The sequence below is a fragment of the Streptomyces sp. NPDC051976 genome (assembly GCF_040680795.1).
Classification (GTDB): Bacteria; Actinomycetota; Actinomycetes; order Streptomycetales; family Streptomycetaceae; genus Actinacidiphila.
In genome coordinates this window covers 311,976-335,743 of sequence record NZ_JBFAXL010000002.1, presented here as the reverse complement: position 1 = coordinate 335,743, position 23,768 = coordinate 311,976, and the positions used below count along the sequence as shown (strand labels likewise).

Sequence of the window (23,768 nt, the reverse complement as noted above, 5' to 3'; positions counted from 1 at the left end):
GGCCTTTCCGGTGGGGGGCCGCGGTCAGCTGAACGACGCGGTCGTCAGCACGGACCTGGCCTCGGAACTCTGCGCCTTCGTCGGGCGGGAGAGGCAGACGGAGGCGTCGACCACCAGGTCGGAGCCGGGGCGCGCCGGGTCGGCGATCAGTGCCTCCCAGACCTGTGTGCCGCCCGCCAGGAGACAGGACTTGGTCAGCTCCGGCGCGTACACCTGGTGCGAGACGCGGACCTTGTCGGCCGTCAGGCGGCTGTACTTCGGCCGCAGCACCACCAGCGCGCCGCCGCTCGGCAGCCGCTTCACCAGCGGCGAGCAGTAACCGTCCATCGGCTGCTTGCAGTGCGCGTTCTGCCCGGACAGCTGCTGCGAGGCGGCGAAGCTGACGTCCGCGGACTCCAGGCGCGACCAGGCGCGCGGCAGCGTCAGGGTGAGGCCGCCCAGGGTGCGGAACTCCACCCGGGTGTACCGGTCCAGGGTCGTGCTGGTGATCGGCGTCGGTGTCGGGTCGGGGCGAGCGTCCGGGGTCGGCGCGTGGGTCACCGCGGTCGGTGCCGGGGCCGCCCCCACGGGGGCGCCGCCGCCGTCCGACGAGTGCAGCAGCCCCGGCACGGTCAGCGAGACCGCCACCGCGGCGGCGACGGCTGTCACCGACAGCGCGGCCGTACGCTGTCGGCGCCGCCGTGTCACCCGGGCCCGTACCCGCTCCAGGCGCTGTGCGGGGGAGGGCAGTTGGGGGACGCCGCGGTGCAGCAGGACGCGCAGCTCGTCCTCGGGGTACTCCTCGTTCCGCTCATCGGCCACAGCGCTCACCCCCGTCCACGGACACCGTCACGGGCAACCGGCCGCGCAGCGACCGCAGCGCCTTCGACGCCTGGCTCTTGACGGTGCCCTCCGTGCAGCCGAGCACCTCCGCGGTGTCCGCCACGCTCAGGTCCTCGAAGTACCGCAGCACGACCACCGCGCGCTGGCGTACGGGCAGTTCCCGTATCGCCGTGGCGAGGGACTGCTCCAGGTCGACCCCCGCGAAATCGTCCACCGCCCCTGGGCGGTCCGGGAGTTCGCCGTGCGGCACCTCGCCGCGCCAGCGGCGGCGCCACCACGAGGCGTGCGTGTGCACCAGCGCTTTGCGCACATACGCTTCCGGGTTGTCCTTCGCGATCCGGCGCCATTTCGGCCACACCCTCGCCAGCACCGTCTGCAGCAGGTCCTCTGCGAGGTGCGAGTCGCCTGTCAGCAGCCACGCGACTCGCAGCAGCCGGGGGCCGCGAGCCGCCACCCACTCCTCGAACCCGGGTTCGCTCACCGTCGATCCTCTCCACACCGCTTTAACGCGATGGGCCCGCCCCCGGGTTGCCTCGCCCCGATAGGGGCGCGGGGAACTGCGCGGCCCGCCCCCACCGGCCGGTGGTCCGAAGACCACGCGTCTGCCCCATTGGGGCCGGTGGTGACCTGCAGCCACGCGACGGCTGGTCGCGCAGTTCCCCGCGCCCCTTCGGGGCGAGGTCTTACTTCCTGGGGCGGAGTTGGATGTGGAGCTCGCGCAGCCGCGCCTCTTCGACCTCGGAGGGCGCACCCATGAGGAGATCCTCGGCGTGCTGGTTGAGCGGGAAGGCGATGGTCTCGCGGATGTTCGGCTCGTCGGCGAGAAGCATGACCATGCGGTCGACACCGGGCGCGATCCCACCGTGGGGCGGAGCCCCGAAGTGGAAGGCGCGGAGCATGCCGCCGAACTCGGCCTCGACCGTCTCACGGGTGTAGCCCGCGATCTCGAAGGCCTTGAACATGACGGCGGGCTCGTGGTTCCGGATGGCGCCGGAGGACAGCTCGATGCCGTTGCAGACGATGTCGTACTGCCAGGCGAGGATGTCCAGCGGGTCCTTCGTCTCCAGGGCTTCCAGGCCACCCTGGGGCATGGAGAAGGGGTTGTGGGAGAACTCGACGGCGCCGGTGTCCTCGTTGCGCTCGAACATCGGGAAGTCGACGATCCAGCAGAAGCGGAAGGCCTTCTCGTCGAACTGCCCGGCGCGCTTGGCGGCCTCGACGCGGACCGGGCCCATGATCCTGGAGACCTCGTCGAACTCCCCGGCGCCGAAGAAGATCGCGGTGCCGGGCTTGGCGCCGACCGCCGCGACCAGCGCGGTGACGTCGTCCTCGGTGAGGAACTTGGCGATCGGGCCGGTCAGCGCGTTGTCGTCGCCGACCCGCACCCAGGCCAGGCCCTTCGCGCCGAGCGAGACCGCGTATTCGCCGAGGCCGTCGAAGAACTTGCGCGACTGGTCGGCGGTGTCGGGCACCGCGAGGGCGCGTACGTGCTTGTCGGCGAACGCCTTGAAGCCGCTGCCCGCGAACACGGCGGAGACGTCGACCAGTTCGAGCGCGGTGCGCAGGTCCGGCTTGTCGTTGCCGTACTTGACCATCGACTCGCGGAACGGGATGCGCGGGAACGGCGAGGTGACCGTGCGGCCGCCGCCGAACTCGGTGAAGAGGTCGGTCATCACCTTCTCGATGACGCCGAAGACGTCCTCCTGCTCGACGAAGCTCATCTCGACGTCGAGCTGGTAGAACTCACCGGGCGACCGGTCGGCGCGCGAGTCCTCGTCGCGGAAGCAGGGCGCGATCTGGAAGTAGCGGTCGAAGCCGGAGATCATCAGCAGCTGCTTGAACTGCTGCGGCGCCTGCGGCAGCGCGTAGAACTTGCCCGCGTGCACGCGGGAGGGCACCAGGAAGTCGCGGGCGCCCTCGGGGGAGGTCGCCGACAGGATCGGGGTGGCCATCTCGTTGAAGCCGAGCGCGATCATCTCGCGGCGCAGGAACGAGATCACCTGGGTGCGCAGCATGATGTTGCGGTGCATGCGCTGGCGGCGCAGGTCGAGGAAGCGGTTGGTGAGCCGCATCTCCTCGTTGGCGTTGTCCTCGGGGAAGACCGGGAAGGGCAGCGGGTCGGCGGCGCCGAGCACCTCCAGGGAGCTCACCTCGACCTCGACCTCGCCGGTCGGCAGCTCGGGGTTGACGTTCTCCGCGGAGCGGGCCAGCACCCGGCCGTCGACGCGGACCACGGACTCCTTGGACTGGCTGCTGAGCTGGTCGTACACCGGCGATCCCGGACGCACCACGAGCTGCGTGAAGCCGTAGTGGTCCCGCAGGTCGACGAAGAGGATGCCGCCCAGGTCGCGGCGATTGTGCAGCCAGCCGGACAGGCGGACGTCGGTGTCGACGTCGGTGGCGCGCAGCTCGCCGCAGGTGTGGGACCGGTACCGGTGCATCGTTCATCCAAGTCGTCGGACAGCGGGGGGTCGCAGTGAGTGGCCGTGAAGCGGCCCAGGACAGCCTACCGGCGTCGGGGGCCCGTCCCCCATCCGGATCATTGGCTCATACCATCTGTATCCCCATAAAATGGCGCAATGCGCACCGAGGACGTCCTGGCTGCGGCCGGCACGGGCCTGTGGCAGTGGGACGACGCCACCGGCACCGTGACGGTCGACGACACGGCGGCCGGTCTGCTGGGCCTGGACGGCGGGGCGAGCGAGCACCGGTCGTCCGCCGTACGGGCGTGCCTGCACGCGGCGGACTACGTGTCGCTCTCCGGCGAGGTGTCGCTGGCCACCGCGGAGGGCACGGTCGCCGAGTCGGTGCTGCGGGTGGTCGGCGAGGACGGCACGATCGTCCGTACGGTACGGGCCAGGCTGCGGCCGCACGGGCCGCTGCTGGCGGGCACCCTGCACGAGGTGCGCGACGGCTCGGCCCCGCCGCCCGCGGCGGCCGCCGGGGACTGGCGCCGGGCCCGGGAGGCGTTCCTGCTGGACGCGGGGCGGGCGCTGGCCGAGGCCGACTCGACCGCGGAGGTGCTGCGGGTCGCGGCCACCCTGTCGATGCCGGGTTTCTCGCCGGACGGCCTGGCCGTCTTCGGTGTCGACGGCGACCGGCTGTCGATCATCGGCCACCACGGGCACGAGACCGGCGCCGAGGGCCCCTTCCGCGAGATACCGCTGAACACCGACTACCCGGCCGCGCTGGTGGTCCGTACCGGCCAGGCGGTCTATCTGCCGAGCCCGGTGGCGTACGAGGACCGGTTCCCCGTCACCTGGCCGCTGGTGGCGCCCTTCGGCCGGTCGTCCTGGGCGTATCTGCCGCTGATCGTGGCCGGGTCCACCATCGGCGCCTGGATGGCGGCCTTCCGCGACCCGGTGGACTTCACCCCCGACGAGCGCTCGGTGCTCACCACGGTGGCCAGGATGCTGGCCCAGGCGCTCTCCCGGGCCCATGTGCACGAGTCGGAGCGCGCCCTGTCCGACGGTCTGCAGCGCACCATGCTGCCGGCGCGCGAGCCGGGCATCGACGGCATGGCGGTGGCCGCCCGCTATGTGCCGACCGGCGGCGGGCTGCAGGTCGGCGGCGACTGGTACGACGTGATCGAGCTGCCGTCCGGCCGGACCGCCCTGGTCATCGGCGACGTCCAGGGCCATGACGTACGGGCCGCCGGGATCATGGGCCAGCTCAGGATCGCGCTGCGGGCGTACGCGGCCGAGGGCCACCACCCCGACGCGGTGCTCTCCCGCACCTCGCGCTTCCTGGCCGGGCTGATCGACACCGAGTTCCTGGACGACGTGCGCTTCGCGACCTGCCTCTACCTGGAGGTCGACCCGGCGTCCGGCACGCTCGACGTGGTGCGGGCCGGGCACCCGGAGCCCGCGATCAGGCTCGCCGACGGCACCACGATCGTCCGTCCCACGGCGGGCGGGCTGCCGCTGGGCATCGCGCCGGATTCCGACTACCCGACCACGCGGATGGTGCTGGAGCCGGGCGAGGTGCTGCTGCTGTGCACCGACGGCCTGATCGAGACCGGCGGCCACGACCTGGAGACCGGCTGGCGGCGGCTGGCGCAGGTGCTGGAGGGCGGGCCCGCCGACGACCTGGAGGCGCTGGCGGACGCGATGGTGCGGGCGGTGCACGGGCCCGCCTCGCACCACACGACCGGGCCGCTGGCCGACCGGCGCGAGGACGACATCGCGCTGGTGCTGCTCCGCCGCGACCTGGACGGCCCCATCTGCGCGGTGCCGGTGCGCCGGGCGGTCCTCACGGTCTCGCAGACCGACCCGGGCCGGATCCGCGCGGCCCGCGCGGACATCCGCGCCCTTCTGCACGACTGGGCGGGCGCCGACCAGGTGGAGTCCGCGGTCCTGCTGGTCTCCGAGCTGGTCACCAACGTCCTGGTGCACACCGACGGCGACGCCGTGCTGACCGCGGTGCTCACCGGCACGCCCGGCAGCCGCCGACTGCACATCGAGGTCGGCGACCGCTCCGACGACATGCCCCATCTGCGCTCCCCCGGCGAGATGGCGTCCTCGGGGCGCGGTCTGCTGCTCATCGAGGAACTCGCCGACGCCTGGGGAGTCGATCCCCACGGCGACGGCAAGTCCATCTGGTTCGAGCTCTACGAGGCCGGCGCCACGGCCGCGTAGCCGCGCGCCGGGTGCGGGCTCAGTGGCCGTACGGCGAGTCCGCGGGGATGGTGCCGAGGCGGCCCGCCTGGAAGTCGTCGAACGCCTGGGCCAGTTCGGCGTGGGTGTTCATCACGAACGGGCCGTACTGCATCATCGGCTCGCGGATCGGCAGCCCGCCGAGCAGCACCACCTCGAAGTTGGGGCTGCGCGAGTCCTGGGTCTCGTCGGCCCGGATGGTGAGGGCGTCCCCGCCGCCGAACACCACGGCCTGGCCCATCCGGAAGGGGCGGGACTCGGGGCCCGCGAAACCGCGGCCCGACAGACCGTAGGCGAGGGCGTTGAAGTCCGCCCGCCAGGGGAGGGTGACCTCGGCCCCGGGGTTGACGGAGACATGGATCATGGTGATCGGGGTGTGGGTGGCGCCGGGTCCCTGGTGGCCGCCGAGGTCGCCCGCGATCAGCCGGATCAGCGCGCCGCCGTCACCCGAGGTGAGCAGCTTGAGGCCGCCGGCCCGGATGTCCTGGTACTTGGGCGGCATCATCTTGTCGGCCTTGGGGAGGTTCACCCACAGCTGGAGGCCGTGGAAGAGGCCGCCGCTGAGCACCAGCGACTCCGGCGGGGTCTCGATGTGCAGCAGCCCGGACCCGGCGGTCATCCACTGGGTGTCGCCGTTGGTGATGGTGCCGCCGCCACCGTGCGAGTCCTGGTGGATGAAGGTGCCGTCCATGATGTACGTGACGGTCTCGAAGCCGCGGTGCGGGTGCCAGGGAGTGCCCTTGGGCTCGCCCGGCGCGTACTCCACCTCACCCATCTGGTCCATCATGATGAACGGGTCGAGGTGCCGGTAGTCGACGCCCGCGAACGCGCGTCGCACCGGGAAACCCTCGCCCTCGAAGCCACTGGGCGCGGTGGAGACCGCCAGCGCCTTGCGCGGCTGCGCGTCGGCCGGTGCGGTCACCTTCGGCAGGGTCAGCGGGTTCTCTACGGTCACGGCGGGCATGACGGCCTCCTCTGGGATGCTCAGCACCCAATATAGTTGAATGCTGAACATCCAACAAGGCGGCGTGTATTCCGCTTCGCCTCACTCCACAGGTAACAGGCGGCCGTGCGGTTTCGCGGTACGCGCGCGGCAGTACCCCTCAGCCGTACATCCGGCGCATGGTGAACTCGACCATCTGTTCGACCGCCTTCGCGTCGAAGACCATGCGATGCTGGCCGTCGATGTCCAGGACGAAGCCGTAGCCGGTGGGCAGCAGGTCGAGCACCTCGGCTCCGGTGATCACGAAGTACTTCGACTCCTTGCCCGCGTACCGCCGCAGCTCCTTCAGGGAGGTGAACATCGGGATGACCGGCTGCTGGGTGTCGTGCAGCGCCAGGAAGCCGGGGTTCTCACCCCGTGGGCAGTACACCTTCGACGTGGCGAAGATCGCCTGGAAGTCCTCGGCCGACATCGACCCGGTGGTGAACGCCCGCACCGCGTCGGCCAGCGACGGCGGGGAGGGCTCCGGGTAGCCACCCGGCATGGGTGCGGCACCCGGGGCAGGCCCGGGTCCAGGGTTCACGCTCTGCTCGTAGCCGTACACGCGCCCAAGGGTAACGAGGAAACGGTCACATCCGAGCCGTCGGGTGTTGCTTCTTATTACTGGCGGGTAGCATCATTTCGTACGACCACCACACCTGCCTTCCCTACCGACCAGTTTTGACAGTCATCACGCGATACGGAGAGCCGTCGTCATGGGCCACTACAAGTCGAACCTCCGCGACATCGAGTTCAACCTCTTCGAGGTGCTCGGCCGCGACCAGCTCTACGGCACGGGTCCGTTCGCCGAGATGGACGTCGAGACCGCGAAGGACATCCTGGGCGAGCTGGCGCGCCTGGCCGAGAACGAGCTGGCGGAGTCCTTCGCGGACGCCGACCGCAACCCGCCGGTCTTCGACCCGGAGACCAACACCGCGCCGGTCCCCGACACCTTCAAGAAGAGCTACGCCGCCTTCATGGAGTCCGAGTACTGGCGGCTGGGCCTGCCCGAGGAGATCGGCGGCACCACCGCGCCCCGCTCCCTGATCTGGTCGTACGCCGAACTGGTGCTCGGCTCGAACCCCGCGGTGTGGATGTACTCCTCGGGTCCGGCCTTCGCCGGCATCCTCTACGAGGAGGGCACCGAGGAGCAGAAGAAGATCGCCGCCATCGCGGTCGAGAAGCAGTGGGGCTCCACCATGGTGCTGACCGAGCCCGACGCGGGCTCGGACGTCGGCGCGGGCCGCACCAAGGCCGTCCAGCAGGAGGACGGCACCTGGCACATCGAGGGCGTCAAGCGCTTCATCACCTCGGGCGAGCACGACATGTCCGAGAACATCATCCACTACGTGCTGGCCCGCCCCGAGGGCGCGGGACCGGGCACCAAGGGCCTGTCGCTCTTCATGGTGCCGAAGTACGAGTTCGACTTCGAGACCGGCGAGCTGGGCGCGCGCAACGGCGCCTACGCCACCAACGTCGAGCACAAGATGGGCCTCAAGGCGTCCAACACCTGCGAGATGACCTTCGGCGACAAGCACCCCGCCAAGGGCTGGCTGATCGGCGAGAAGCACGACGGCATCCGCCAGATGTTCCGGATCATCGAGTTCGCCCGGATGATGGTCGGCACGAAGGCCATCGCCACCCTCTCCACCGGCTACCTCAACGCGCTGGAGTACGCCAAGGAGCGCGTGCAGGGCACCGACCTGTCGCAGTTCATGGACAAGACCGCGCCCAAGGTCACCATCACCCACCACCCCGACGTGCGCCGCTCGCTGATGACGCAGAAGGCGTACGCCGAGGGCATGCGCGCCCTCGTCCTCTACACCGCCTCCGTCCAGGACGCGATCCAGGTCGCCGAGGCCACCGGTGAGGACGCCAAGCAGCTGCACAGCCTCAACGACCTGCTGCTGCCGATCGTGAAGGGCTACGGCTCGGAGAAGTCGTACGAGCAGCTCGCCCAGTCGCTGCAGACCTTCGGTGGCTCCGGGTACCTCCAGGAGTACCCGATCGAGCAGTACATCCGGGACGCCAAGATCGACACCCTCTACGAGGGCACCACGGCGATCCAGGGCCAGGACTACTTCTTCCGCAAGATCGTCCGCGACCAGGGCCAGGCCCTGACCGGGCTGTCGGAGGAGATCAAGAAGTTCCTCGCCGAGGCGACCGGTGGCGAGGAGCTGGCCGCCGCCCGCGACCAGCTCGCGAAGGCCGCGGTCGACCTGGAGGCGATCGTGGGCGCCATGCTCACCGACCTCGCGGCCACCGAGCAGGATGTCCGCTCGATCTACAAGGTCGGGCTGAACTCCACCCGCCTCCTGCTCGCCTCCGGCGACGTCGTCATCGGCTACCTCCTGCTCAAGGGCGCCAGCGTCGCCGCCGCGAAGCTCGCTGACGCCTCCCCGCGGGACACCGCCTTCTACACCGGCAAGATCGCCGCCGCGAAGTTCTTCGCGACCAACATCCTCCCGGGCGTCGGCAGCCAGCGCGCCCTCGCCGAGGCCGTCACCCTCGACGTCATGGACCTCCCGGAGGAGTCCTTCTAACCCGAAGTGGGGCGCCCCGTTGCTTTTAGGGGCGCGGGGAACTGCGCTGCTCGCGCGGAGGACGTGCCCCGAAGGGGCGCGGGGAACTGCGCGACAAGCCACCGCGGTGGCGCGCGTCACCACCGGCCCCAATGGGGCAGACGCGTGGTCTTCGGACCACCGGCCGGTGGAGGCGGGCCGCGCAGTTCCCCGCGCCCCTAACGGGGCACGACCGGTGCCTGGCCCACCGCAAGCGCAGCGCGCTTCCCCGCGCCCCTAACGGGGCACGACCTCTTCCGCAACCCGAGCCGGAGGGCTCCTATGCTGGCGGCATGAGCCCACAGCCGCGTTTCTTTGACCGGAAGCACACCGACGACCTGGCCGCCTTCGTGGAGGCGAGCCCGACGGCGTATCACGCGGTGCGCAGCGTGGCGGAGCGCCTGGAGAAGGCGGGGTTCCGGCAGGTGGCGGAGACGGACGCGTGGGACGGCGAGAGCGGCGGCTCGTACGTGCTGCGGGGCGGCGCGGTGGTGGCGTGGTACGTGCCGCGAGGCGCCCGGCCGGAGACGCCGTTCCGGATCGTGGGCGCCCATACGGACTCGCCGAACCTGCGGGTGAAGCCGCGCCCCGACATGGGCTCGGCGGGCTGGCGCCAGGTCGCCGTGGAGATCTACGGCGGCCCGCTGCTCAACAGCTGGCTGGACCGCGACCTGGGCCTGGCCGGACGGCTGACGCTGCGCGACGGCAGCACCCGGCTGATCGCCACCGAGCGCCCGCTGCTGCGCGTGCCGCAGCTCGCCATCCACCTGGACCGCCAGGTCAACGAGGGCCTGACCCTGGACAAGCAGCGCCATCTGCAGCCGGTCTGGGGCCTGGGCGACGCCGCCGACGGCGACCTGATCGGGTACCTGGCCGAGGAGGCGGGCCTGGACCCGGAGGACGTGGTCGGCTGGGACCTGATGACGCACGACATGCAGCCGCCCGCGTACCTCGGCCGCGACAAGGACCTGCTGGCCGCGCCCCGGCTGGACAACCTGCTCTCGGTGCACGCGGGCACCGCCGCGCTGGCCGCGGCCGCGCACCCCGACCTGCCGTACATCCCGGTGCTCGCCGCCTTCGACCACGAGGAGAACGGCAGCGAGTCCGACACCGGCGCCCAGGGCCCGCTGCTGGGCAATGTGCTGACCCGCTCGGTGCACGCCCGCGGCGGCAGCTACGAGGACAGCCGCCGCGCGCTGGCCGCCACGGTCTGCGTCTCGTCCGACTCCGGCCACGCGGTGCACCCCAACTACGCCGAGCGGCACGACCCGACGCACCACCCGCGGGCCAACGGCGGCCCGATCCTCAAGACCAACGTCAACCAGCGGTACGCCACCGACGGCACCGGGCGCGGCCTGTTCGCCGCCGCCTGCGACCGGGTCGGCGTGCCCTTCCAGCACTTCGTCTCCAGCAACGCGATGCCCTGCGGCACCACCATCGGCCCCATCACCTCGGCCCGGCACGGCATCACCACCGTCGACGTCGGCGTCCCGATCCTGTCGATGCACTCCGCCCGCGAGCTGTGCGGCGCCGACGACCCGCACCTGCTGGCCAGTGCGCTGAAGTCGTTCCTGGAGCAGTGAGCCGGGGGCGCGGGCCGGCGAACGGGCCGTCTCCGCGGGGCCGCTGATTGCGGGTCGGAAGCCCGGGTAGGCGGGCGGCGAGGGGAACTCCCCTCATCCGGGAACCCCCTATGGAGGCGAGCGCCGTGGGAATCGGAGGCTGCATCATCCTGATCGCGATCGGCGCGATCATCACCTTCGCGACCAACTGGCACGCGAAAGGCGTCAACATGGACCTGCTCGGCCTGATCATGATGGCCGTGGGCCTCATCGGTCTGGCCGCGTACGTGAGCATCTTCAAGCGCCGCCGCATCCCCCCGACCGCCGACGGCGACGTCCCCCCGGTCGTGGAGGAGCGCTACTACCCCGGCGGCCGCTACTGAGCCCTGCGCCCGCGCAAGTCCCGCGCCCCAAAAGGGGCGCGGGGAACCGCGCGACCGGCCCTCACAACCCCGCTTCCGGGTCGTCCAGACCCGCCAGCACCAGCGCCAGCCGGGCGACACCGGTGTCGCCGAGCCGTACCGGGACACCCCAGTCCTGCTGGTGGACGTGGCAGGCCGGGTACGGGTTGTCCGGGTCGTCGTCGCAGGAGGCGGCCATCGCGGAGACGTGCAGCACGCCCTCGGGCACGGCGGGGTCGAGCACCAGATCGCGGAAGAGGTCGGTGCCCTTCCCCGCGCCCTCGGCGAGGAGTTCCGGCGGGGTCGCGCTGACCAGCAGCCGGGTGGACGGCCCGTAGCGCTGGTCCAGCTTCTGCCCCGCGGGGGCGGAGAAGACCACTTCGAGCCGGAAGGGGCCCGGGGCGACGTCGGTCGCGGCCCGCTGGGTGCGGTGCGCGACCGGCTCCACCCGCACCGCCTCGTCGGGCAGCCGCAGCCGCGTCAGCCGGTGCCGCGCCGACTCGACGACCACGACGTCGTGCCCGGCCAGCACGGCGTCCGACGGCTCGCGCAGATCGGTGGCCAGCGTGCTGACCTCCCCGGTCGCCGGGTCGTACCGCCGCAGCGCGTTGTTGTACGTGTCGCTGACCACGACCGAGTTGTCGGGCAGCGCGGTGACGCCCAGCGGGTGCTGGAGCAGCGCCTGCCCGGCCGGTCCGTCACGGTGGCCGAAGTCGAACAGCCCGGTGCCGACCGCCGTACGGATCACGTATCCGCCGTCGTCACCGCGCTCCGCCCAGCGCAGCGCCGAGGTCTCGGAGTCCGCGATCCACAGGCGGTCCCCCGCCGCCGAGAGCCCCGACGGCTGCGCGAACCACGCCTCATGGGCGGGTCCGTCGACCAGGCCCTCGTTGGTCGTCCCCGCGGCGGCCTCCACGGTGCGCGTGGCCGGGTCGTACGTCCAGAGCTGGTGGACGCCCGCCATGGCGATCCACACCCGGTCCTCGAACCAGGCCACGTCCCACGGGGAGGACAGGTCGACCTCGCGGGCCGGGCCCGAGGTCGCCGAGCCCTGCCACCACTGCGCGCCGGTGCCGGCGAGCGTGGTGACCCGGCCGCTCTCCAGGTCGACGTGGCGCAGCGCGTGGTTGACGGTGTCGGCGACCACCACGCCGCCGTCCGGCAGCAGCGCCAGGCCCTGCGGCTCGCTGAACCGGGCGGTCTCCGCGTCGCCGTCGGCCAGCCCGCGCTCCCCGCCGCCGATCCGCCGTACGACCGTCTCGCCGTCGGGCGCCAGCTCCACCAGCGCGTGCCGGGTGGAGTCCGACACCAGGAAGTTCCCCGAGCCGGGCAGCAGTACGGCCTTCCCCGGGAACCGCAGATCCGTCGCCACGGGCTCAGGCGGCGTGTAGGGCCCGTCACCGCGCCGCAGCGTCCCGCGTGCCGCGTGGGTGGCCTCCAGCTCGCTCACGAGCTGCTCCAGGGCGTGGGCGTGCCCCTCACCGGCGTGCTGCGCGACCACGTACCCCTCGGGGTCGATCACCACCAGCGTCGGCCACGCCCGCACCGCGTACTGCTTCCAGGTGGCCAGCTCCGGGTCGTCCAGCACCGGGTGCCGCACCCCGTACCGCTCCACGGCGTCCACCACCGCCTGGTGCTCGGCCTCGTGCACGAACTTCGGCGAGTGCACCCCGACGATCACCACCGTGTCCCGATGCCGCTCCTCCAGCTCGCGCAGCTCATCGAGGACATGCAGGCAGTTCACACAGCAGAAGGTCCAGAAATCGAGGATCACAATCGATCCCCGCAGGTCAGCGAGGGTGAGGTGCTTGTCACCTGTATTCAGCCAGCCGCCCTTGCCGACCAGCTCGGGGGCCCGGACGCGTGCACGTGCAGTCATAAACCCATCCAACCGCATCACCCGGGGTAGGCATTCCCCCATGAAATTCGTGGTGCGGGAGAAGATGTTCGCCATCGGCGACGACTACTGGATCGAGGACGAGAACGGGCAGCGCGCGTTCTACGTCGACGGGAAGGTCATGCGGCTGCGGGACACCCTGGAGCTGCAGGACGCGCAAGGCGCCGAGGTCGCCGTCATCCGCAAGAAGCTGGTGAGTCTGCGGGACGCGATGACCATCGAGCGCGACGGGCAGGTGCTCGTCACCGTCAAGAAGAAGCGGTTGCACCTGGTGCACGACGTCTACCGCGCCGAACTCGCCTCCGGCGAGGAGCTCGAGGTGCGCGGCGACCTCATCGGCAAGGAGTTCGACATCGAGTACGAGGGTGAGCGGCTCGCCCGCATCTCCCGCAAGTGGTTCACCCTCCGTGACGCCTACGCCATCGACGTCGAGCGGCCCGACGCCGACGCCGGCATGCTCATCGCTGTCGCGGTCTGCGTCGACCGCATGGTCGACAAGGAGCACGACGAGTAGCGCCCCGTAGGGGCGCGGGGAACTGCGCGACCAGCCGTCGCGGGCCTGCAGGTCACCACCGGCCCCAATGGGGCAGACGCGTGGTCTTCGGGCCACCGGCCCGGTGGGGGCTGAGCGCGCAGTTCCCCGCACCCCTACGGGGCACGTCCGGTGCCTGGGCCTCCGCTAGCGCAGCGCGCGTCCCCGCGCCCCTACGGGGCGAGGTTCGGCCTGGGGAGGCCGAGGACGCGGTCGCGGAGGACGGGGAAATCGCGGCGGGTGGCGGCCACCCGGGAGAGGTCGAGGTCGGCGGTGAGGGCACCCTCGTCCGGGCCGGCCTCGCAGAGAACCTCTCCCCACGGATCGACGATCATGCTGTGCCCCGCCTGCTCGACCCCGGCGTGGGTACCCGCCGTACCGCAGGCGAGGACGTACGTCTGGGACTCGACCGCGCGGGCCTGGACGAGCAGCCGCCAGTGGGCGAGGCGGCGCGCGGGCCAGCCCGCCGGGAGGACGAGCATCTCGGCGCCCGCGTCGACCAGCAGCCGGAACTGCTCGGGGAAGCGCAGGTCGTAACAGGTCGCCAGGCCGAGGACGCCCTGCGGCAGCCGGGCGGTGACGATCTCGCCGCCCGCCGTCATCAGCGCCGCCTCGCCCTCGTCGAAGCCGAAGCGGTGGATCTTGCGGTACACGGCCCGTAGCCCACCGTCGGGGGAGAAGACCAGCGAGGTGTTGTACAGCCGTCCCTCGCTGTCCTTTTCGACGATCGAACCGGCGTGCAGCCACACCGCCGCGTCGCGCGCCGCCGCCGCCATCGCGACCGCCGTCGGCCCGTTTTCGACCGCTTCCGCCTCGCGGCCGAAGTCGTCCGCCGCGAAGGCTCCGACCGGCCACAACTCCGGCAGCACGACAAGATCGGCGGCCCCTTGCGCGCGCACCAGCGCCGCCACACGGGTTCGCCGGTCGGCGACCGTCTCGCTCGGGTCAACCTCGATCTGCAGCAGCGTTGCGCGCACCTGGACACCGCCCATACGTTGGGTCGTCAAGTCGGGCCTACCATCGTCACTCGAAAGCACTGCGTGGGCGCCCGCGCGCAGCGTAACTTAGGCGCACACCACCACGACCGCGCATCGACCGTCGAGGGGTCCCGTGACCGTCCACAGCCAGCTCCAGCCGTACATCGACGCCTGGACCCACTCCATAGAATCCATCAACGAACTGGTGTCGCCGCTGACCGAGGGGGAGTGGAACCGCCCCACGGACTGCCCCTACTGGTCCGTGCGTGACGTCGTCTCCCACATCATCGGCTTCGAGTGCGAGCTTCTCGGCGACCCGCGCCCGATCCACACCCTCCCCAGCGACCTGCGGCACATCACCAGCGAGTCCGCCCGCTACACCGAGGTCCCGGTCGACATCCGGCGGCACCACACGGCGCCGGAGATGACGTCGGAGCTGGAGTACACGATCATCCGCCGCTCGCGGCAGCTCAGGAACGAGACCCGGCAGCCGGACGCGACCGTTCGGGCGATCGGCGGCGGCGAGACCACCCTCGAAGAGCAGCTCTGGAAGCGCGTGTTCGACGTGTGGGTGCACGAGCAGGACCTGCGCCGCGCCCTCGACAAGCCCGGCAACCTCGCCTCCCCCGCCGCCGTACTGGCCCGGGACTACGTGCTGCGCGGGCTGCCGAAGCTGGTCGCCAAGGACGCGGGCGCCAAGCCCGGCTCCGCGGTGGTCTTCGACGTGCACGGCCCGCTGGAGTTCATGCGGACGGTACGGGTGAACGCCGAGGGCCGCGGTTCGATCGACTCCGCGGTCTCGCTCGGTCCCGCCGTCACCTTCGTCGTCGACTGGGAGACCTTCCTGCGCCTGCTGGCGGGCCGTGTCCGCCCGGCCGCCGTCGCCGACCACCTCAAGTCCGAGGGCGACCTGGAGCTCGCGGAAGCGATCCTCTCCCACATCGCCGTCACGCCGTAGCACCTCCCGCCGCCGACGGCCCGCGCCCGACCAACGGGGGCCGTCAGGGCGGCGGGGGTGGGCGGGTCCCGGTCGTGGGATCGCTCAGTCGGTGACGACGGCCGCCGTCGTACGGTGCACGCTCTCCACCCGGCTGACCGCGATGCGTTCGCGCTCCAGCCGCTCCGCGCGGCGGTGCAGGCGCAGGATCTGGCTGGTGCCGAAGGCCTGGAGGACGAAGACGCTGCTCCAGGCGATCCGGTAGTTGTCGCCCGTGGCGTCCAGCAGCAGGCCGATGGCGAGCAGGGTGAGCACGGAGGCGGTGAAGCCGCCGATGTTGACGATGCCGGACGCGGTGCCGAAGCGCTCGGGCGGGTTGGCCGGGCGCGCGAAGTCGAAGCCGATCATCGAGGCGGGCCCGCAGGCGCCGAGCACCACGCACAGCACGACCAGCAGCCACATCGGGTCGTGGCCGCCGCCGGGCCAGCCGAGCACGGCCGCCCAGGTCAGCGCGGTGACCCCGATCACGCCGAGGGTCAGCGGCAGCCGCGCCCCGTGGTGACGGGCGATGAGCTGGCCGAAGACCATCCCGAAGACCATGTTGGCGACCACCACCAGGGTCAGCATGCCGCCCGCCGCGCCGCGCGTCAGGCCCTGGTCCTCGACCAGGTATGGCAGCCCCCACAGCAGCAGGAACACCATGCCGGAGAACTGCGTGGTGAAGTGCGTCCACATCCCCAGCCGGGTACCGGGCTCGGCCCACGCGTCGGCGATCTGCCGCCGTACGTACACCAGTCCCGCGTGGTCGGCGCCGGTACGGGGTGCGGGCTCGTACCCCTCGGGGTGGTCCTTGAGGAAGAGCGCGACCAGTACCAGGACCAGCGCGCCGCCCAGCGCTGTACCGAGGAAGGTCGGCGTCCAGCCCGCGGAGTGCAGCAGCCGGGAGAGGGCGACGGTCGAGACGAGGTTGCCCGCCACGCCGAAGAGCGCGGCGCCCTGCGCGATCATCGGCCCGCGCCGGGCCGGGAACCACCGCGAGCCGAGCCGCAGCACGCTCACGAACGTCATCGCGTCACCGCACCCCAGCACCGCGCGGGCGCCCAGCGCCATCCCGTACGAGTGCGACAGCGCGAACGCGAACTGGCCCGTGGTGAACAGCACCGCGCCCAGCATCAGCACCCGCTTGGTGCCGAGCCGGTCGACCATCAGGCCGACGGGTATCTGCATCCCCGCGTAGACCAGCACCTGGAGGATGGAGAAGGTCGACAGCGCGGAGGCGCCGATGTGGAAGCGGTCGGCGGCGTCGATCCCGGCCACGCCGAGGCTGGTGCGGTGCACGACCGCGACCATGTAGACGAGGGTGCCGACCCCCCACACCAGCACGGCCCTCCGCCCCCCGGGTGGATCTCCGGGCAGCGCACCCCGTATGTCCTTCACGCTTCGCCCCTGGCCAGGACGTTGACCCAGGACACGTGCTGCTCGACGAGGGCGGCCGCGGTCTCGGCGGCGCCGGCGCGGAGGGCGGCGAGGATGTCGGTGTGCTCGGCGAGGTTCTTGGCGACGCGGCTCGGCTCGGCGTGCATGGTGGCGACGCCCATCCGCAGCTGGCGGTCGCGCAACTGGTCGTAGAGGTGGGCGAGGATACGGTTTCCGGCCGCGCGGACGATCTCCGCGTGGAAGCAGCGGTCGGCGACGGCGAAGGCGGCGAGGTCGCCGTTCTCCGCGTGCACGCGCTGCTCGGCCAGCGACTCCTCCAGGCGGGCGAGCAGGTGCGGCGGCACCGCGCCGACCACCTTGGCGACCGCGTGCTGTTCCACCAGCAGCCGTGTCTCCACCACGTCGGCGATCTCCTGCGCCGACACCGGCAGCACCAGTGCGCCCTTCTTCGGATAGAGCTTGAGCAGCCCCTCCGCCTCCAGCCGCAGCAGCGCCTCCCGTACGGGGGTGCGCGACACCCCGACGGCGTCCGCCAGATCGCCCTCGGTCAGCAGCGTGCCGCCCTCGTAACGGCGGTCCAGCACGCCGCTCTTCACATGCAGATAGACCCGCTCGGCGGCGGGCGGGGACTTCGTCGGAACCGCGGTGGCATCCATGATGCACGCATCATAGATACAACACTCGGGCCGACGCCGCCCCCGTCCGCGATCCGGACAGCGGGGTGGGTCAGGCGGGGCCGGAGGACCTGGCGGCGCGCCAGCCGGAGCGCAGTGCGGCGCCGGTGGCGGGGAAGGCGAGGTGCGCGTCCAGCAGGAGGATCAGCACACCGGCGATCACGTGGAGCGCGCCCACCCAGGGCGCGTGGTCCGTGCCGTTGGTGGCCAGCTCGTGCTGGAGCGGCCCGGCCGCCAGCCCGAGCACCACGGCCTCCCAGATCACCATTTTGCCCGCCCGGACGACGAGCGCGACCAGGAAGAGCAGCACCGTCAGGCCGATGATCACCAGGGCGAAGTTGTCGTGCAGCGTGAAGTACCGGTCCTTGAACTCCCCGCCGTGCGCGGTGTCGAAGGTGCCGAGCCCCGCCAGGAGGAACTGTACGAAGATGGCGAGGAGCGTTAACTGCGCGATGATCCGCACCGCCCGTATCCCCCGTGCCTGCTCGTTCACTGCCATTGTGCCTCCAGGACGTCATGTCTGAACCGGGTCGACGGCAGGAAGGCAGGGGGTGGCACAGCAGCGGACACTCCCCTCCCACCCGCCGCTGCGACTACAGTCCCGTAGACGTTCGTCCGGGCGCAAGGGACTTCGGTAAGGGCTTGGGCAAGCCTTCGGGCGGGGGACAGGGGACGCGAATGACCACGGCGCACTACGCGGAGGACCGCTCGGCCCTGACCTGGCCGCTGTTGGGGCTCGGGGTGGCCGTTCCCGCGCTGCTCGCGGCCGGTTTCGTCGCGGGGGTGGTCACCGGCCTCGCGCCGCTGTGGGGCATCACCGCGCCGCTGCTGGTGCTGTGCCTGCTGTTCTGGGGCGGGCTCGCTCTGCGCAACTGGCCGACAGGCATCCGCATCACCGCCGGCGACATCCGTATCGGCGCGGTGAGGTCCGCTCGGGCGGAGCGGCGCAGGCCCACCGTCACCCACCAGAACTGGGCGGTGTTCACCTGCCCGCTCGACGGGGTGCGGGGATTGAGGGTCGAGACGGATCCGGCGGCGATTCGGCGCATCCTTCGGGCGCCGGAGTTCTTCACGCTGAGCAACCGGTGGGGAAAGCCGCGTGAGATGGGCCGCTGCAAGCTCGGGGTGCTGAGCGCCCCCTTCATGCGGGCCGCCCTCGTCATCGAACTGGACGGCGGCTGGGCGCACTTCCCCGCCACGCGCCCGGCGTTCTTCTTCCCGAACACGCCCGGCCGCCCTTTCCGCACCCGGCTCGTCCCCGACGAATCCCTCACCTGGGTGGTGCCCACCCGCCATCCGGAGCGGTTGTGGGCGGCGGTGGAGGCGGCGGGGCTGGGACGTTGACGGGGGTGCGGGGAAAAGGAGTTGGAGGGGTGGCTGGGGGGCGCTAGGGTCCTGGGTGTTGTCCGTGACGTCGGTGCAGGAGGTGAGACCCGTGAAGGCGGTATCGATGTGGGTGCTCCCCCTGTGTGTCACGGTCGGCGACTGATGTAGGTGTCGCCGGGAGCGCCTCGACCTGAAGGCACTCCCGAAAGGCCACTCCTATGTCCTCACACACTCTGCAGTTCACCGCCCGGACCTCCGTGAACGGCGTCGTGGAGCGCGACTTCACCGTCGGCGGCGTCACGGGCGCGCTCTGGTCCCCCGAATCCGGCGCCGATGGCGCGCCCCTGGTGCTGATGGGCCACGGCGGCGGCACCCATCGCAAGGCACCGGCGATGAAGGGCCGAGCCCAACGCCTGGTGGCCGACGGCGGATTCCATGTCGCGACCATCGACGCACCCGGGCACGGCGGCCGCCCGGTCACCGAGCACGACGAGCGCGAGATCGACGCGATGCAGGAGGCGATGGCGACGGGCGTGCCCGTCGGCCCGATCGTCGTCCGCTACAACGCGTACCTGGCCGAGCAGGCCGTGCCCGAGTGGCAGGCCACGCTGGACGCACTCCAGCGGCTGCCGGAGATCGGCGCGGACGGCCCGGTGGGCTACTTCGGCCTAAACATGGGCACCGCGATCGGCATCCCGCTCACCGCCGCCGACCCCCGTATCACCGCCGCGGTCTTCGGCCTCTTCTGGCCGGACCTCGTCGCCGAGACGGCCCGGCGGATCACCGTCCCGGTGGAGTTCTCCCTCCAGTGGGACGACGAGCACATCCCCCGCGAGGCCGGCCTGGCGCTCTACGACGCCTTCGGCTCTCGGGAGAAGTCGCTCCACGTCAACACGGGCAGGCACAAGGAGATGCCGCGCTTCGAGGCGGACAGCGCCGTCCGCTTCTTCGTCCGGCATCTGCGCGCTCCCGCTCCCGCGGCTGTCTAGGGGCGGATCGTGCTGACCAGGCTTGCCGTCGAGGTGAGCGTGGAGGCGATCGTGGGGGCCAGGCTGGTGCCGGAGAGGGTGAATCCCAGCAGGATGCAGATCACCGCGTGGCTGGCCTTCAGGGAGCGGTTGCGCATCAGCATCGCCGTCAGCACGACGAGAACCAGGACGACAGAGATGGAGACGACCATACGGTGATGGCAGCACATATGGTCACGGAAGTGCAGTAAACACGCGCAAGGGAAGGCGAGGTCGTCGGGGGGAACTGCTGTGCGCCGCCACGCCGGCGCGGGATACGACCAGCCGTTCCCCACGCACCAGCACGCAGGAGGGCCAGGACGATGTCCGTCCTGGCCCTCCTGTCCGTGCGTGGGCCGCTTACGCCCAGGTGATCAGCCGCTTGGGCTGCTCCAGGATGGCGGCCACGTCGGCCAGCACCTTGGAGCCGAGCTCGCCGTCGACCAGGCGGTGGTCGAAGGAGAGCGCCAGGGTGGTGACCTGACGGGGCTTCACCTTGCCCTTGTGGACCCAGGGCTGGAGCTTGACCGCGCCGAAGGCGAGGATCGCGGACTCGCCGGGGTTGAGGATGGGGGTGCCGGTGTCGACGCCGAAGACGCCGACGTTGGTGATGGTCACCGTGCCACCCTGCATCGCGGCGGGCGAGGTCTTGCCGTCACGTGCCGTGGTGATCAACTCACCCAGGGCGGACGCCAGTTCGGGCAGCGTCTTGTCCTGGGCGTCCTTGATGTTGGGGACGATGAGGCCACGGGGGGTGGCCGCGGCGATCCCCAGGTTCACGTACGACTTGTGGACGATCTCCTGGTTGGCCTCGTCCCAGGCCGCGTTGGCCCCGGGGTTGCGGCGCAGGGCGATCAGCAGCGCCTTGGCGACCAGGAGCAGCGGGCTGACGCGTACGCCCTCGAAGGCGCGGTCGGTCTTCAGCTCCTGGACCAGCTTCATCGTCCGCGTGATGTCGAACGTCACGAACTCGGTGACATGCGGCGCGGTGAAGGCGCTGGCCACCATCGCCTGCGCGGTGGCCTTGCGGACGCCCTTGATGGGGATCCGCGTCTCGCGCTCGCCGGGGGCGGGCGCGGGAGCGAGGGCACCCGGGGCGGTCACGGCCGGCGGCAGCGGGGCGGGCGGCGCGGCGGCCGCCCGGATGTCCTCGCGGGTCACCACACCGTTGGGGCCGGTGGGGGTGACGGTCGCCAGGTCGATGCCGAGGTCCTTGGCCAGCTTGCGGACCGGCGGCTTGGCCAGCGGCCGGTCGGCCGCCGGGGCGAGCCCGTTCGTCCGGTCGTGCCCGTTGAGCTCGGACCGCGCCGGGACGGCGGGAGCCGCGGCGGTCGCCTTGCGCGGGCGGCGCGTCGTGGACGACGGCGCGACGCCGTAGCCGACGAGCACCGCCTGCCGCTTGGCCTGCTCGGGCGCGGCGGGGGCGGCAGGAGCCGCGGGTGCGGCCGGTGCGGCAGGCGCCGCCTCGGCCTTCGGCGGGTAGTACGTCGCCTCGGGCGCCGCCGGAGGAGCCTCGGCCTCTCCCGCTGCCGGGCCGCCCGCGTCCACCACGATGATCGGCGTGCCGACGTCCACCGTCGTGCCCTCGTCGAAGCGGATCTCGCTGACCACCCCGTCGTACGGGATGGGCAGTTCGACGGCCGCCTTGGCGGTCTCGACCTCGCAGATCACCTGGCCGTCGGTGACGGTGTCACCGACGGTCACGTACCACTTGAGGATCTCCGCCTCGGTCAGGCCCTCGCCGACGTCCGGCATCCGGAACTCTCGGAAGCGCTGTGCCTGTGCGGTCATGGTCGTCACAACCCTCTCCTCAGAACGCCAGTGAGCGGTCGACGGCGTCGAGTACGCGGTCCAGGCCGGGCAGGTACTCCTCCTCCAGACGGGCCGGCGGGTAGGGGGCGTGGAAGCCGCCCACCCGGAGCACCGGGGCCTCGAGGTGATAGAAGCAGCGCTCGGTGATGCGGGCCGCGATCTCCGCTCCGGTGCCGTAGAAGGTCGGTGCCTCGTGCACGATCACCAGGTGGCGGGTCTTCTCCACCGACGCCTGCAGGGTGTCGAAGTCGACCGGGGAGAGCGACCGCAGGTCCACGACCTCAAGGCTACGGCCCTCGTTGGCGGCAGCGGCGGCGGCTTCCAGACAGACCTTCACCATCGGCCCGTAGGCGGCCAGCGTCAGATCGGTGCCCTGCTGGGCGACGACGGCCTGGTGCGGCGAGCCGGGGACGGCCGAGGTGTCGACCTCGCCCTTGTCCCAGTAGCGCCGCTTCGGCTCGAAGAAGATCACCGGGTCGTCGCACTCGATGGCCTGCTGGAGCATCCAGTAGGCGTCGGAGGCGTTCGAGGGGGTGATCACCTTCAGGCCCGGGACGTGCGCGAACAGCGCCTCGGGGGACTCGCTGTGGTGCTCGACCGCGCCGATGCCGCCCGCGTACGGGATGCGGATGACGACCGGCAGCTTGATCTTGCCGAGCGCGCGGGCGTGCATCTTCGCGAGCTGGGTGACGATCTGGTCGTAGGCAGGGAAGACGAAGCCGTCGAACTGGATCTCGACGACCGGGCGGTAGCCGCGCAGGGCCAGGCCGATCGCGGTGCCGACGATGCCGGACTCGGCCAGCGGGGTGTCGATGACCCGCCCCTCGCCGAAGTCCTTCTGCAGACCGTCGGTGATCCGGAAGACGCCGCCGAGCTTGCCGACGTCCTCGCCCATGATGAGGACCTTGGGGTCGTTCTCCAGCGCCTTGCGGAGCGACTCGTTCAGGGCCTTGGCGATTGCCATCTGGGTCATGTCAGTGCCCCTCATCCGAAGCGTCCGAAGCGGCACCCTCGAAGGAGGCCAGATACTCGGCGAACTGCGCGCGCTCCTCGTCGACCAGCGCGTGGCCGTCGGCGTAGACGTTGTCGAAGATCGCCATGGTGTCGGGGTTCGGCATGTTCCGTACGCCCTCGCGCACCCGCTTGGCGAGCGCGTCGCTCTCCTTGGCCGTCTCGGCGAAGAACGCCTCGTCGGCCAGGCCCTCCTTGTCCAGATACGTCTTCAGACGCTGGATGGGGTCCTTCGTCTCCCACTGCTCGCGCTCCTCGTCGGCGCGGTAGCGGGTCGGGTCGTCGGTGGTGGTGTGCGCGCCCATCCGGTACGTGAACGCCTCCACCAGCATCGGCCCCTGGCCACTGCGGGCGTGCTCCAGGGCCGCCCGGGTGACGGCGAGCACCGCGAGGACGTCGTTGCCGTCGACACGGACACCGGGGAAGCCGTAACCGGCGGCGCGCTGGTAGATCGGCACCCGGGACTGCTTCTCGGTCGGCTCGGAGATCGCCCACTGGTTGTTCTGGCAGAAGAACACCACGGGCGCGTTGTAGACCGCAGCGAAGGTGAACGCCTCGGCCACGTCGCCCTGGCTGGAGGCGCCGTCGCCGAAGTACGCGATCACGGCCGAGTCCGCGCCGTCCTTGGCGACGCCCATGGCGTAGCCGGTGGCGTGCAGCGTCTGCGAGCCGATGACGATCGTGTACAGGTGGAAGTTGTTCTCGTTGGGGTCCCAGCCTCCGTGGTTGACCCCGCGGAACATGCCCAGCAGGTTCAGCGGGTCCACGTCCCGGGTCCAGGCGACGCCGTGCTCCCGGTACGTCGGGAAGACGTAGTCGTCCGGGCGGGTGGCGCGGCCCGATCCGATCTGGGCGGCCTCCTGGCCGAGCAGCGAGGCCCACAGGCCCAGCTCCCCCTGGCGTTGCAGGGTGATCGCCTCCGCGTCGAAGCGGCGGGTCAGCACCATGTCGCGGTACAGGCCACGCAGCTCTTCCGGCGTCAGGTCGATGGAGTACTCGCTGTGCTCGACGCGCTCCCCCTCAGGGGTCAGCAGCTGTACGAGCTCGGGCTCGGCCCCACGGCGCTTCGCGCCGCCGCCGCGGGTGGTCCTCCGCGTGGCAGTGCTCTTCACGCTCACGTTCGCTCCTCCGTCTGTCCGGCCCCCGGGATCCGCCGGGCACCAGTGCGGCTCACC

The 23,768-nt window shown here is 71.3% G+C and carries 22 protein-coding genes; 8 read left to right on the top strand and 14 right to left on the bottom strand.

Annotated elements, in window-relative coordinates; translation table 11 throughout:
* Positions 1-24: 24 nt before the first annotated feature.
* From AB0M29_RS03845 to aspS, 3 genes are all read right to left on the bottom strand, one after another.
* Entirely contained in the window at positions 25-801 is a 777-nt protein-coding gene (locus AB0M29_RS03845) for a hypothetical protein (RefSeq protein ID WP_365378371.1), read from the bottom strand.
* Positions 791-1,303, bottom strand: a complete 513-nt coding sequence (locus AB0M29_RS03840; protein ID WP_365378369.1) for a SigE family RNA polymerase sigma factor — start codon at positions 1,301-1,303, stop codon at positions 791-793. Before AB0M29_RS03840 ends, AB0M29_RS03845 begins: the two co-directional genes overlap by 11 nt.
* Before the next feature lie 202 nt (positions 1,304-1,505).
* Entirely contained in the window at positions 1,506-3,263 is a 1,758-nt protein-coding gene (gene aspS, locus AB0M29_RS03835) for an aspartate--tRNA ligase (protein ID WP_365378366.1), read from the bottom strand.
* 138 nt (positions 3,264-3,401) lie between these two features.
* On the opposite strand from aspS, the gene AB0M29_RS03830 reads away from it, so the two are divergent.
* The gene (locus tag AB0M29_RS03830; RefSeq protein ID WP_365378363.1) at positions 3,402-5,459 is read left to right on the top strand and encodes a SpoIIE family protein phosphatase; all 2,058 of its coding nucleotides are present in this window, start codon (positions 3,402-3,404) and stop codon (positions 5,457-5,459) included.
* 19 nt (positions 5,460-5,478) lie between these two features.
* Here AB0M29_RS03830 and AB0M29_RS03825 read toward each other — a convergent pair whose 3' ends face one another.
* Both AB0M29_RS03825 and AB0M29_RS03820 read right to left on the bottom strand, forming a co-directional pair.
* Complete coding sequence (locus tag AB0M29_RS03825) at positions 5,479-6,441, bottom strand: pirin family protein (protein WP_365378361.1); 963 nt, start codon at positions 6,439-6,441, stop codon at positions 5,479-5,481.
* A gap of 139 nt (positions 6,442-6,580) precedes the next feature.
* Positions 6,581-6,964: an SseB family protein gene (locus AB0M29_RS03820; RefSeq protein ID WP_365378358.1), complete on the bottom strand. Its 384-nt coding sequence runs from the start codon at positions 6,962-6,964 to the stop codon at positions 6,581-6,583.
* 211 nt (positions 6,965-7,175) lie between these two features.
* Here AB0M29_RS03820 and AB0M29_RS03815 point away from each other — a divergent pair, with 211 nt between their 5' ends.
* From AB0M29_RS03815 to AB0M29_RS03805, 3 genes are all read left to right on the top strand, one after another.
* Positions 7,176-9,002: an acyl-CoA dehydrogenase gene (locus AB0M29_RS03815; RefSeq protein WP_365378356.1), complete on the top strand. Its 1,827-nt coding sequence runs from the start codon at positions 7,176-7,178 to the stop codon at positions 9,000-9,002.
* A gap of 311 nt (positions 9,003-9,313) precedes the next feature.
* Positions 9,314-10,603: a M18 family aminopeptidase gene (locus tag AB0M29_RS03810; protein ID WP_365378353.1), complete on the top strand. Its 1,290-nt coding sequence runs from the start codon at positions 9,314-9,316 to the stop codon at positions 10,601-10,603.
* A 125-nt stretch (positions 10,604-10,728) separates the two neighbouring features.
* A complete protein-coding gene (locus AB0M29_RS03805) occupies positions 10,729-10,965 on the top strand; it encodes a hypothetical protein (protein WP_365378350.1) in 237 nt (78 codons plus the stop codon).
* A gap of 61 nt (positions 10,966-11,026) precedes the next feature.
* On the opposite strand, the gene AB0M29_RS03800 is transcribed toward AB0M29_RS03805, so the two are convergent.
* Complete coding sequence (locus AB0M29_RS03800) at positions 11,027-12,862, bottom strand: NHL domain-containing thioredoxin family protein (protein WP_365378347.1); 1,836 nt, start codon at positions 12,860-12,862, stop codon at positions 11,027-11,029.
* A gap of 40 nt (positions 12,863-12,902) precedes the next feature.
* Between AB0M29_RS03800 and AB0M29_RS03795 the strand changes: the two genes are divergently transcribed.
* Entirely contained in the window at positions 12,903-13,394 is a 492-nt protein-coding gene (locus AB0M29_RS03795) for an LURP-one-related family protein (RefSeq protein WP_365378344.1), read from the top strand.
* Positions 13,395-13,585: 191 nt separating this feature from the next.
* Here AB0M29_RS03795 and AB0M29_RS03790 read toward each other — a convergent pair whose 3' ends face one another.
* On the bottom strand, positions 13,586-14,389 hold the full coding sequence (locus tag AB0M29_RS03790) for a carbon-nitrogen family hydrolase (RefSeq protein ID WP_365378621.1): 804 nt from the start codon (positions 14,387-14,389) through the stop codon (positions 13,586-13,588).
* A 133-nt stretch (positions 14,390-14,522) separates the two neighbouring features.
* Between AB0M29_RS03790 and AB0M29_RS03785 the strand changes: the two genes are divergently transcribed.
* Positions 14,523-15,347, top strand: a complete 825-nt coding sequence (locus AB0M29_RS03785) for a maleylpyruvate isomerase family mycothiol-dependent enzyme (protein ID WP_365378341.1) — start codon at positions 14,523-14,525, stop codon at positions 15,345-15,347.
* Between the two features lie 84 nt (positions 15,348-15,431).
* Here the strand turns inward: AB0M29_RS03785 and AB0M29_RS03780 are convergent, their stop codons facing one another.
* The 3 genes from AB0M29_RS03780 to AB0M29_RS03770 all read right to left on the bottom strand — a co-directional run bounded on the left by AB0M29_RS03780 (position 15,432) and on the right by AB0M29_RS03770 (position 17,936).
* A complete protein-coding gene (locus AB0M29_RS03780) occupies positions 15,432-16,763 on the bottom strand; it encodes an MFS transporter (protein ID WP_365378338.1) in 1,332 nt (443 codons plus the stop codon).
* Complete coding sequence (locus AB0M29_RS03775; protein ID WP_365378336.1) at positions 16,760-17,419, bottom strand: GntR family transcriptional regulator; 660 nt, start codon at positions 17,417-17,419, stop codon at positions 16,760-16,762. The genes AB0M29_RS03780 and AB0M29_RS03775 overlap by 4 nt, the downstream gene beginning before the upstream one ends.
* A 70-nt stretch (positions 17,420-17,489) precedes the next feature.
* Entirely contained in the window at positions 17,490-17,936 is a 447-nt protein-coding gene (locus AB0M29_RS03770) for a DUF6220 domain-containing protein (protein WP_365378333.1), read from the bottom strand.
* A 179-nt stretch (positions 17,937-18,115) separates the two neighbouring features.
* Between AB0M29_RS03770 and AB0M29_RS03765 the strand changes: the two genes are divergently transcribed.
* Both AB0M29_RS03765 and AB0M29_RS03760 read left to right on the top strand, forming a co-directional pair.
* Positions 18,116-18,781: a hypothetical protein gene (locus tag AB0M29_RS03765; RefSeq protein WP_365378331.1), complete on the top strand. Its 666-nt coding sequence runs from the start codon at positions 18,116-18,118 to the stop codon at positions 18,779-18,781.
* A gap of 200 nt (positions 18,782-18,981) precedes the next feature.
* Complete coding sequence (locus AB0M29_RS03760; RefSeq protein WP_365378329.1) at positions 18,982-19,752, top strand: alpha/beta hydrolase; 771 nt, start codon at positions 18,982-18,984, stop codon at positions 19,750-19,752.
* On the opposite strand, the gene AB0M29_RS03755 is transcribed toward AB0M29_RS03760, so the two are convergent.
* The 4 genes from AB0M29_RS03755 to pdhA all read right to left on the bottom strand — a co-directional run bounded on the left by AB0M29_RS03755 (position 19,749) and on the right by pdhA (position 23,705).
* Entirely contained in the window at positions 19,749-19,943 is a 195-nt protein-coding gene (locus AB0M29_RS03755) for a hypothetical protein (protein ID WP_365378327.1), read from the bottom strand. The genes AB0M29_RS03760 and AB0M29_RS03755 overlap by 4 nt on opposite strands.
* Positions 19,944-20,130: 187 nt before the next feature.
* Positions 20,131-21,570, bottom strand: a complete 1,440-nt coding sequence (locus tag AB0M29_RS03750; protein WP_365378325.1) for a dihydrolipoamide acetyltransferase family protein — start codon at positions 21,568-21,570, stop codon at positions 20,131-20,133.
* A gap of 10 nt (positions 21,571-21,580) precedes the next feature.
* Positions 21,581-22,555, bottom strand: coding sequence for an alpha-ketoacid dehydrogenase subunit beta (locus tag AB0M29_RS03745; protein ID WP_365378322.1), 975 nt, complete (start codon positions 22,553-22,555; stop codon positions 21,581-21,583).
* Between the two features lies 1 nt (position 22,556).
* Positions 22,557-23,705 carry a pyruvate dehydrogenase (acetyl-transferring) E1 component subunit alpha gene (pdhA, locus tag AB0M29_RS03740; RefSeq protein ID WP_365378618.1) on the bottom strand — a complete coding sequence of 383 codons (1,149 nt, stop codon included), beginning with the start codon at positions 23,703-23,705 and terminating at the stop codon, positions 22,557-22,559.
* Positions 23,706-23,768: the final 63 nt, after the last annotated feature.

Coding starts and splice junctions, on each gene's coding strand:
- AB0M29_RS03765 (WP_365378331.1), top strand. CDS start 18,116: ATGACCACGGCGCACTACGCGGAGGACCGCTCGGCCCTGACCTGGCCG.
- AB0M29_RS03795 (WP_365378344.1), top strand. CDS start 12,903: ATGAAATTCGTGGTGCGGGAGAAGATGTTCGCCATCGGCGACGACTAC.
- AB0M29_RS03815 (WP_365378356.1), top strand. CDS start 7,176: ATGGGCCACTACAAGTCGAACCTCCGCGACATCGAGTTCAACCTCTTC.
- AB0M29_RS03775 (WP_365378336.1), bottom strand. CDS start 17,419: ATGGATGCCACCGCGGTTCCGACGAAGTCCCCGCCCGCCGCCGAGCGG.
- AB0M29_RS03745 (WP_365378322.1), bottom strand. CDS start 22,555: ATGACCCAGATGGCAATCGCCAAGGCCCTGAACGAGTCGCTCCGCAAG.
- AB0M29_RS03810 (WP_365378353.1), top strand. CDS start 9,314: ATGAGCCCACAGCCGCGTTTCTTTGACCGGAAGCACACCGACGACCTG.
- aspS (WP_365378366.1), bottom strand. CDS start 3,263: ATGCACCGGTACCGGTCCCACACCTGCGGCGAGCTGCGCGCCACCGAC.
- AB0M29_RS03825 (WP_365378361.1), bottom strand. CDS start 6,441: ATGCCCGCCGTGACCGTAGAGAACCCGCTGACCCTGCCGAAGGTGACC.
- AB0M29_RS03755 (WP_365378327.1), bottom strand. CDS start 19,943: ATGGTCGTCTCCATCTCTGTCGTCCTGGTTCTCGTCGTGCTGACGGCG.
- AB0M29_RS03830 (WP_365378363.1), top strand. CDS start 3,402: ATGCGCACCGAGGACGTCCTGGCTGCGGCCGGCACGGGCCTGTGGCAG.
- AB0M29_RS03800 (WP_365378347.1), bottom strand. CDS start 12,862: ATGACTGCACGTGCACGCGTCCGGGCCCCCGAGCTGGTCGGCAAGGGC.
- AB0M29_RS03760 (WP_365378329.1), top strand. CDS start 18,982: ATGTCCTCACACACTCTGCAGTTCACCGCCCGGACCTCCGTGAACGGC.
- AB0M29_RS03820 (WP_365378358.1), bottom strand. CDS start 6,964: ATGCCGGGTGGCTACCCGGAGCCCTCCCCGCCGTCGCTGGCCGACGCG.
- AB0M29_RS03770 (WP_365378333.1), bottom strand. CDS start 17,936: ATGGCAGTGAACGAGCAGGCACGGGGGATACGGGCGGTGCGGATCATC.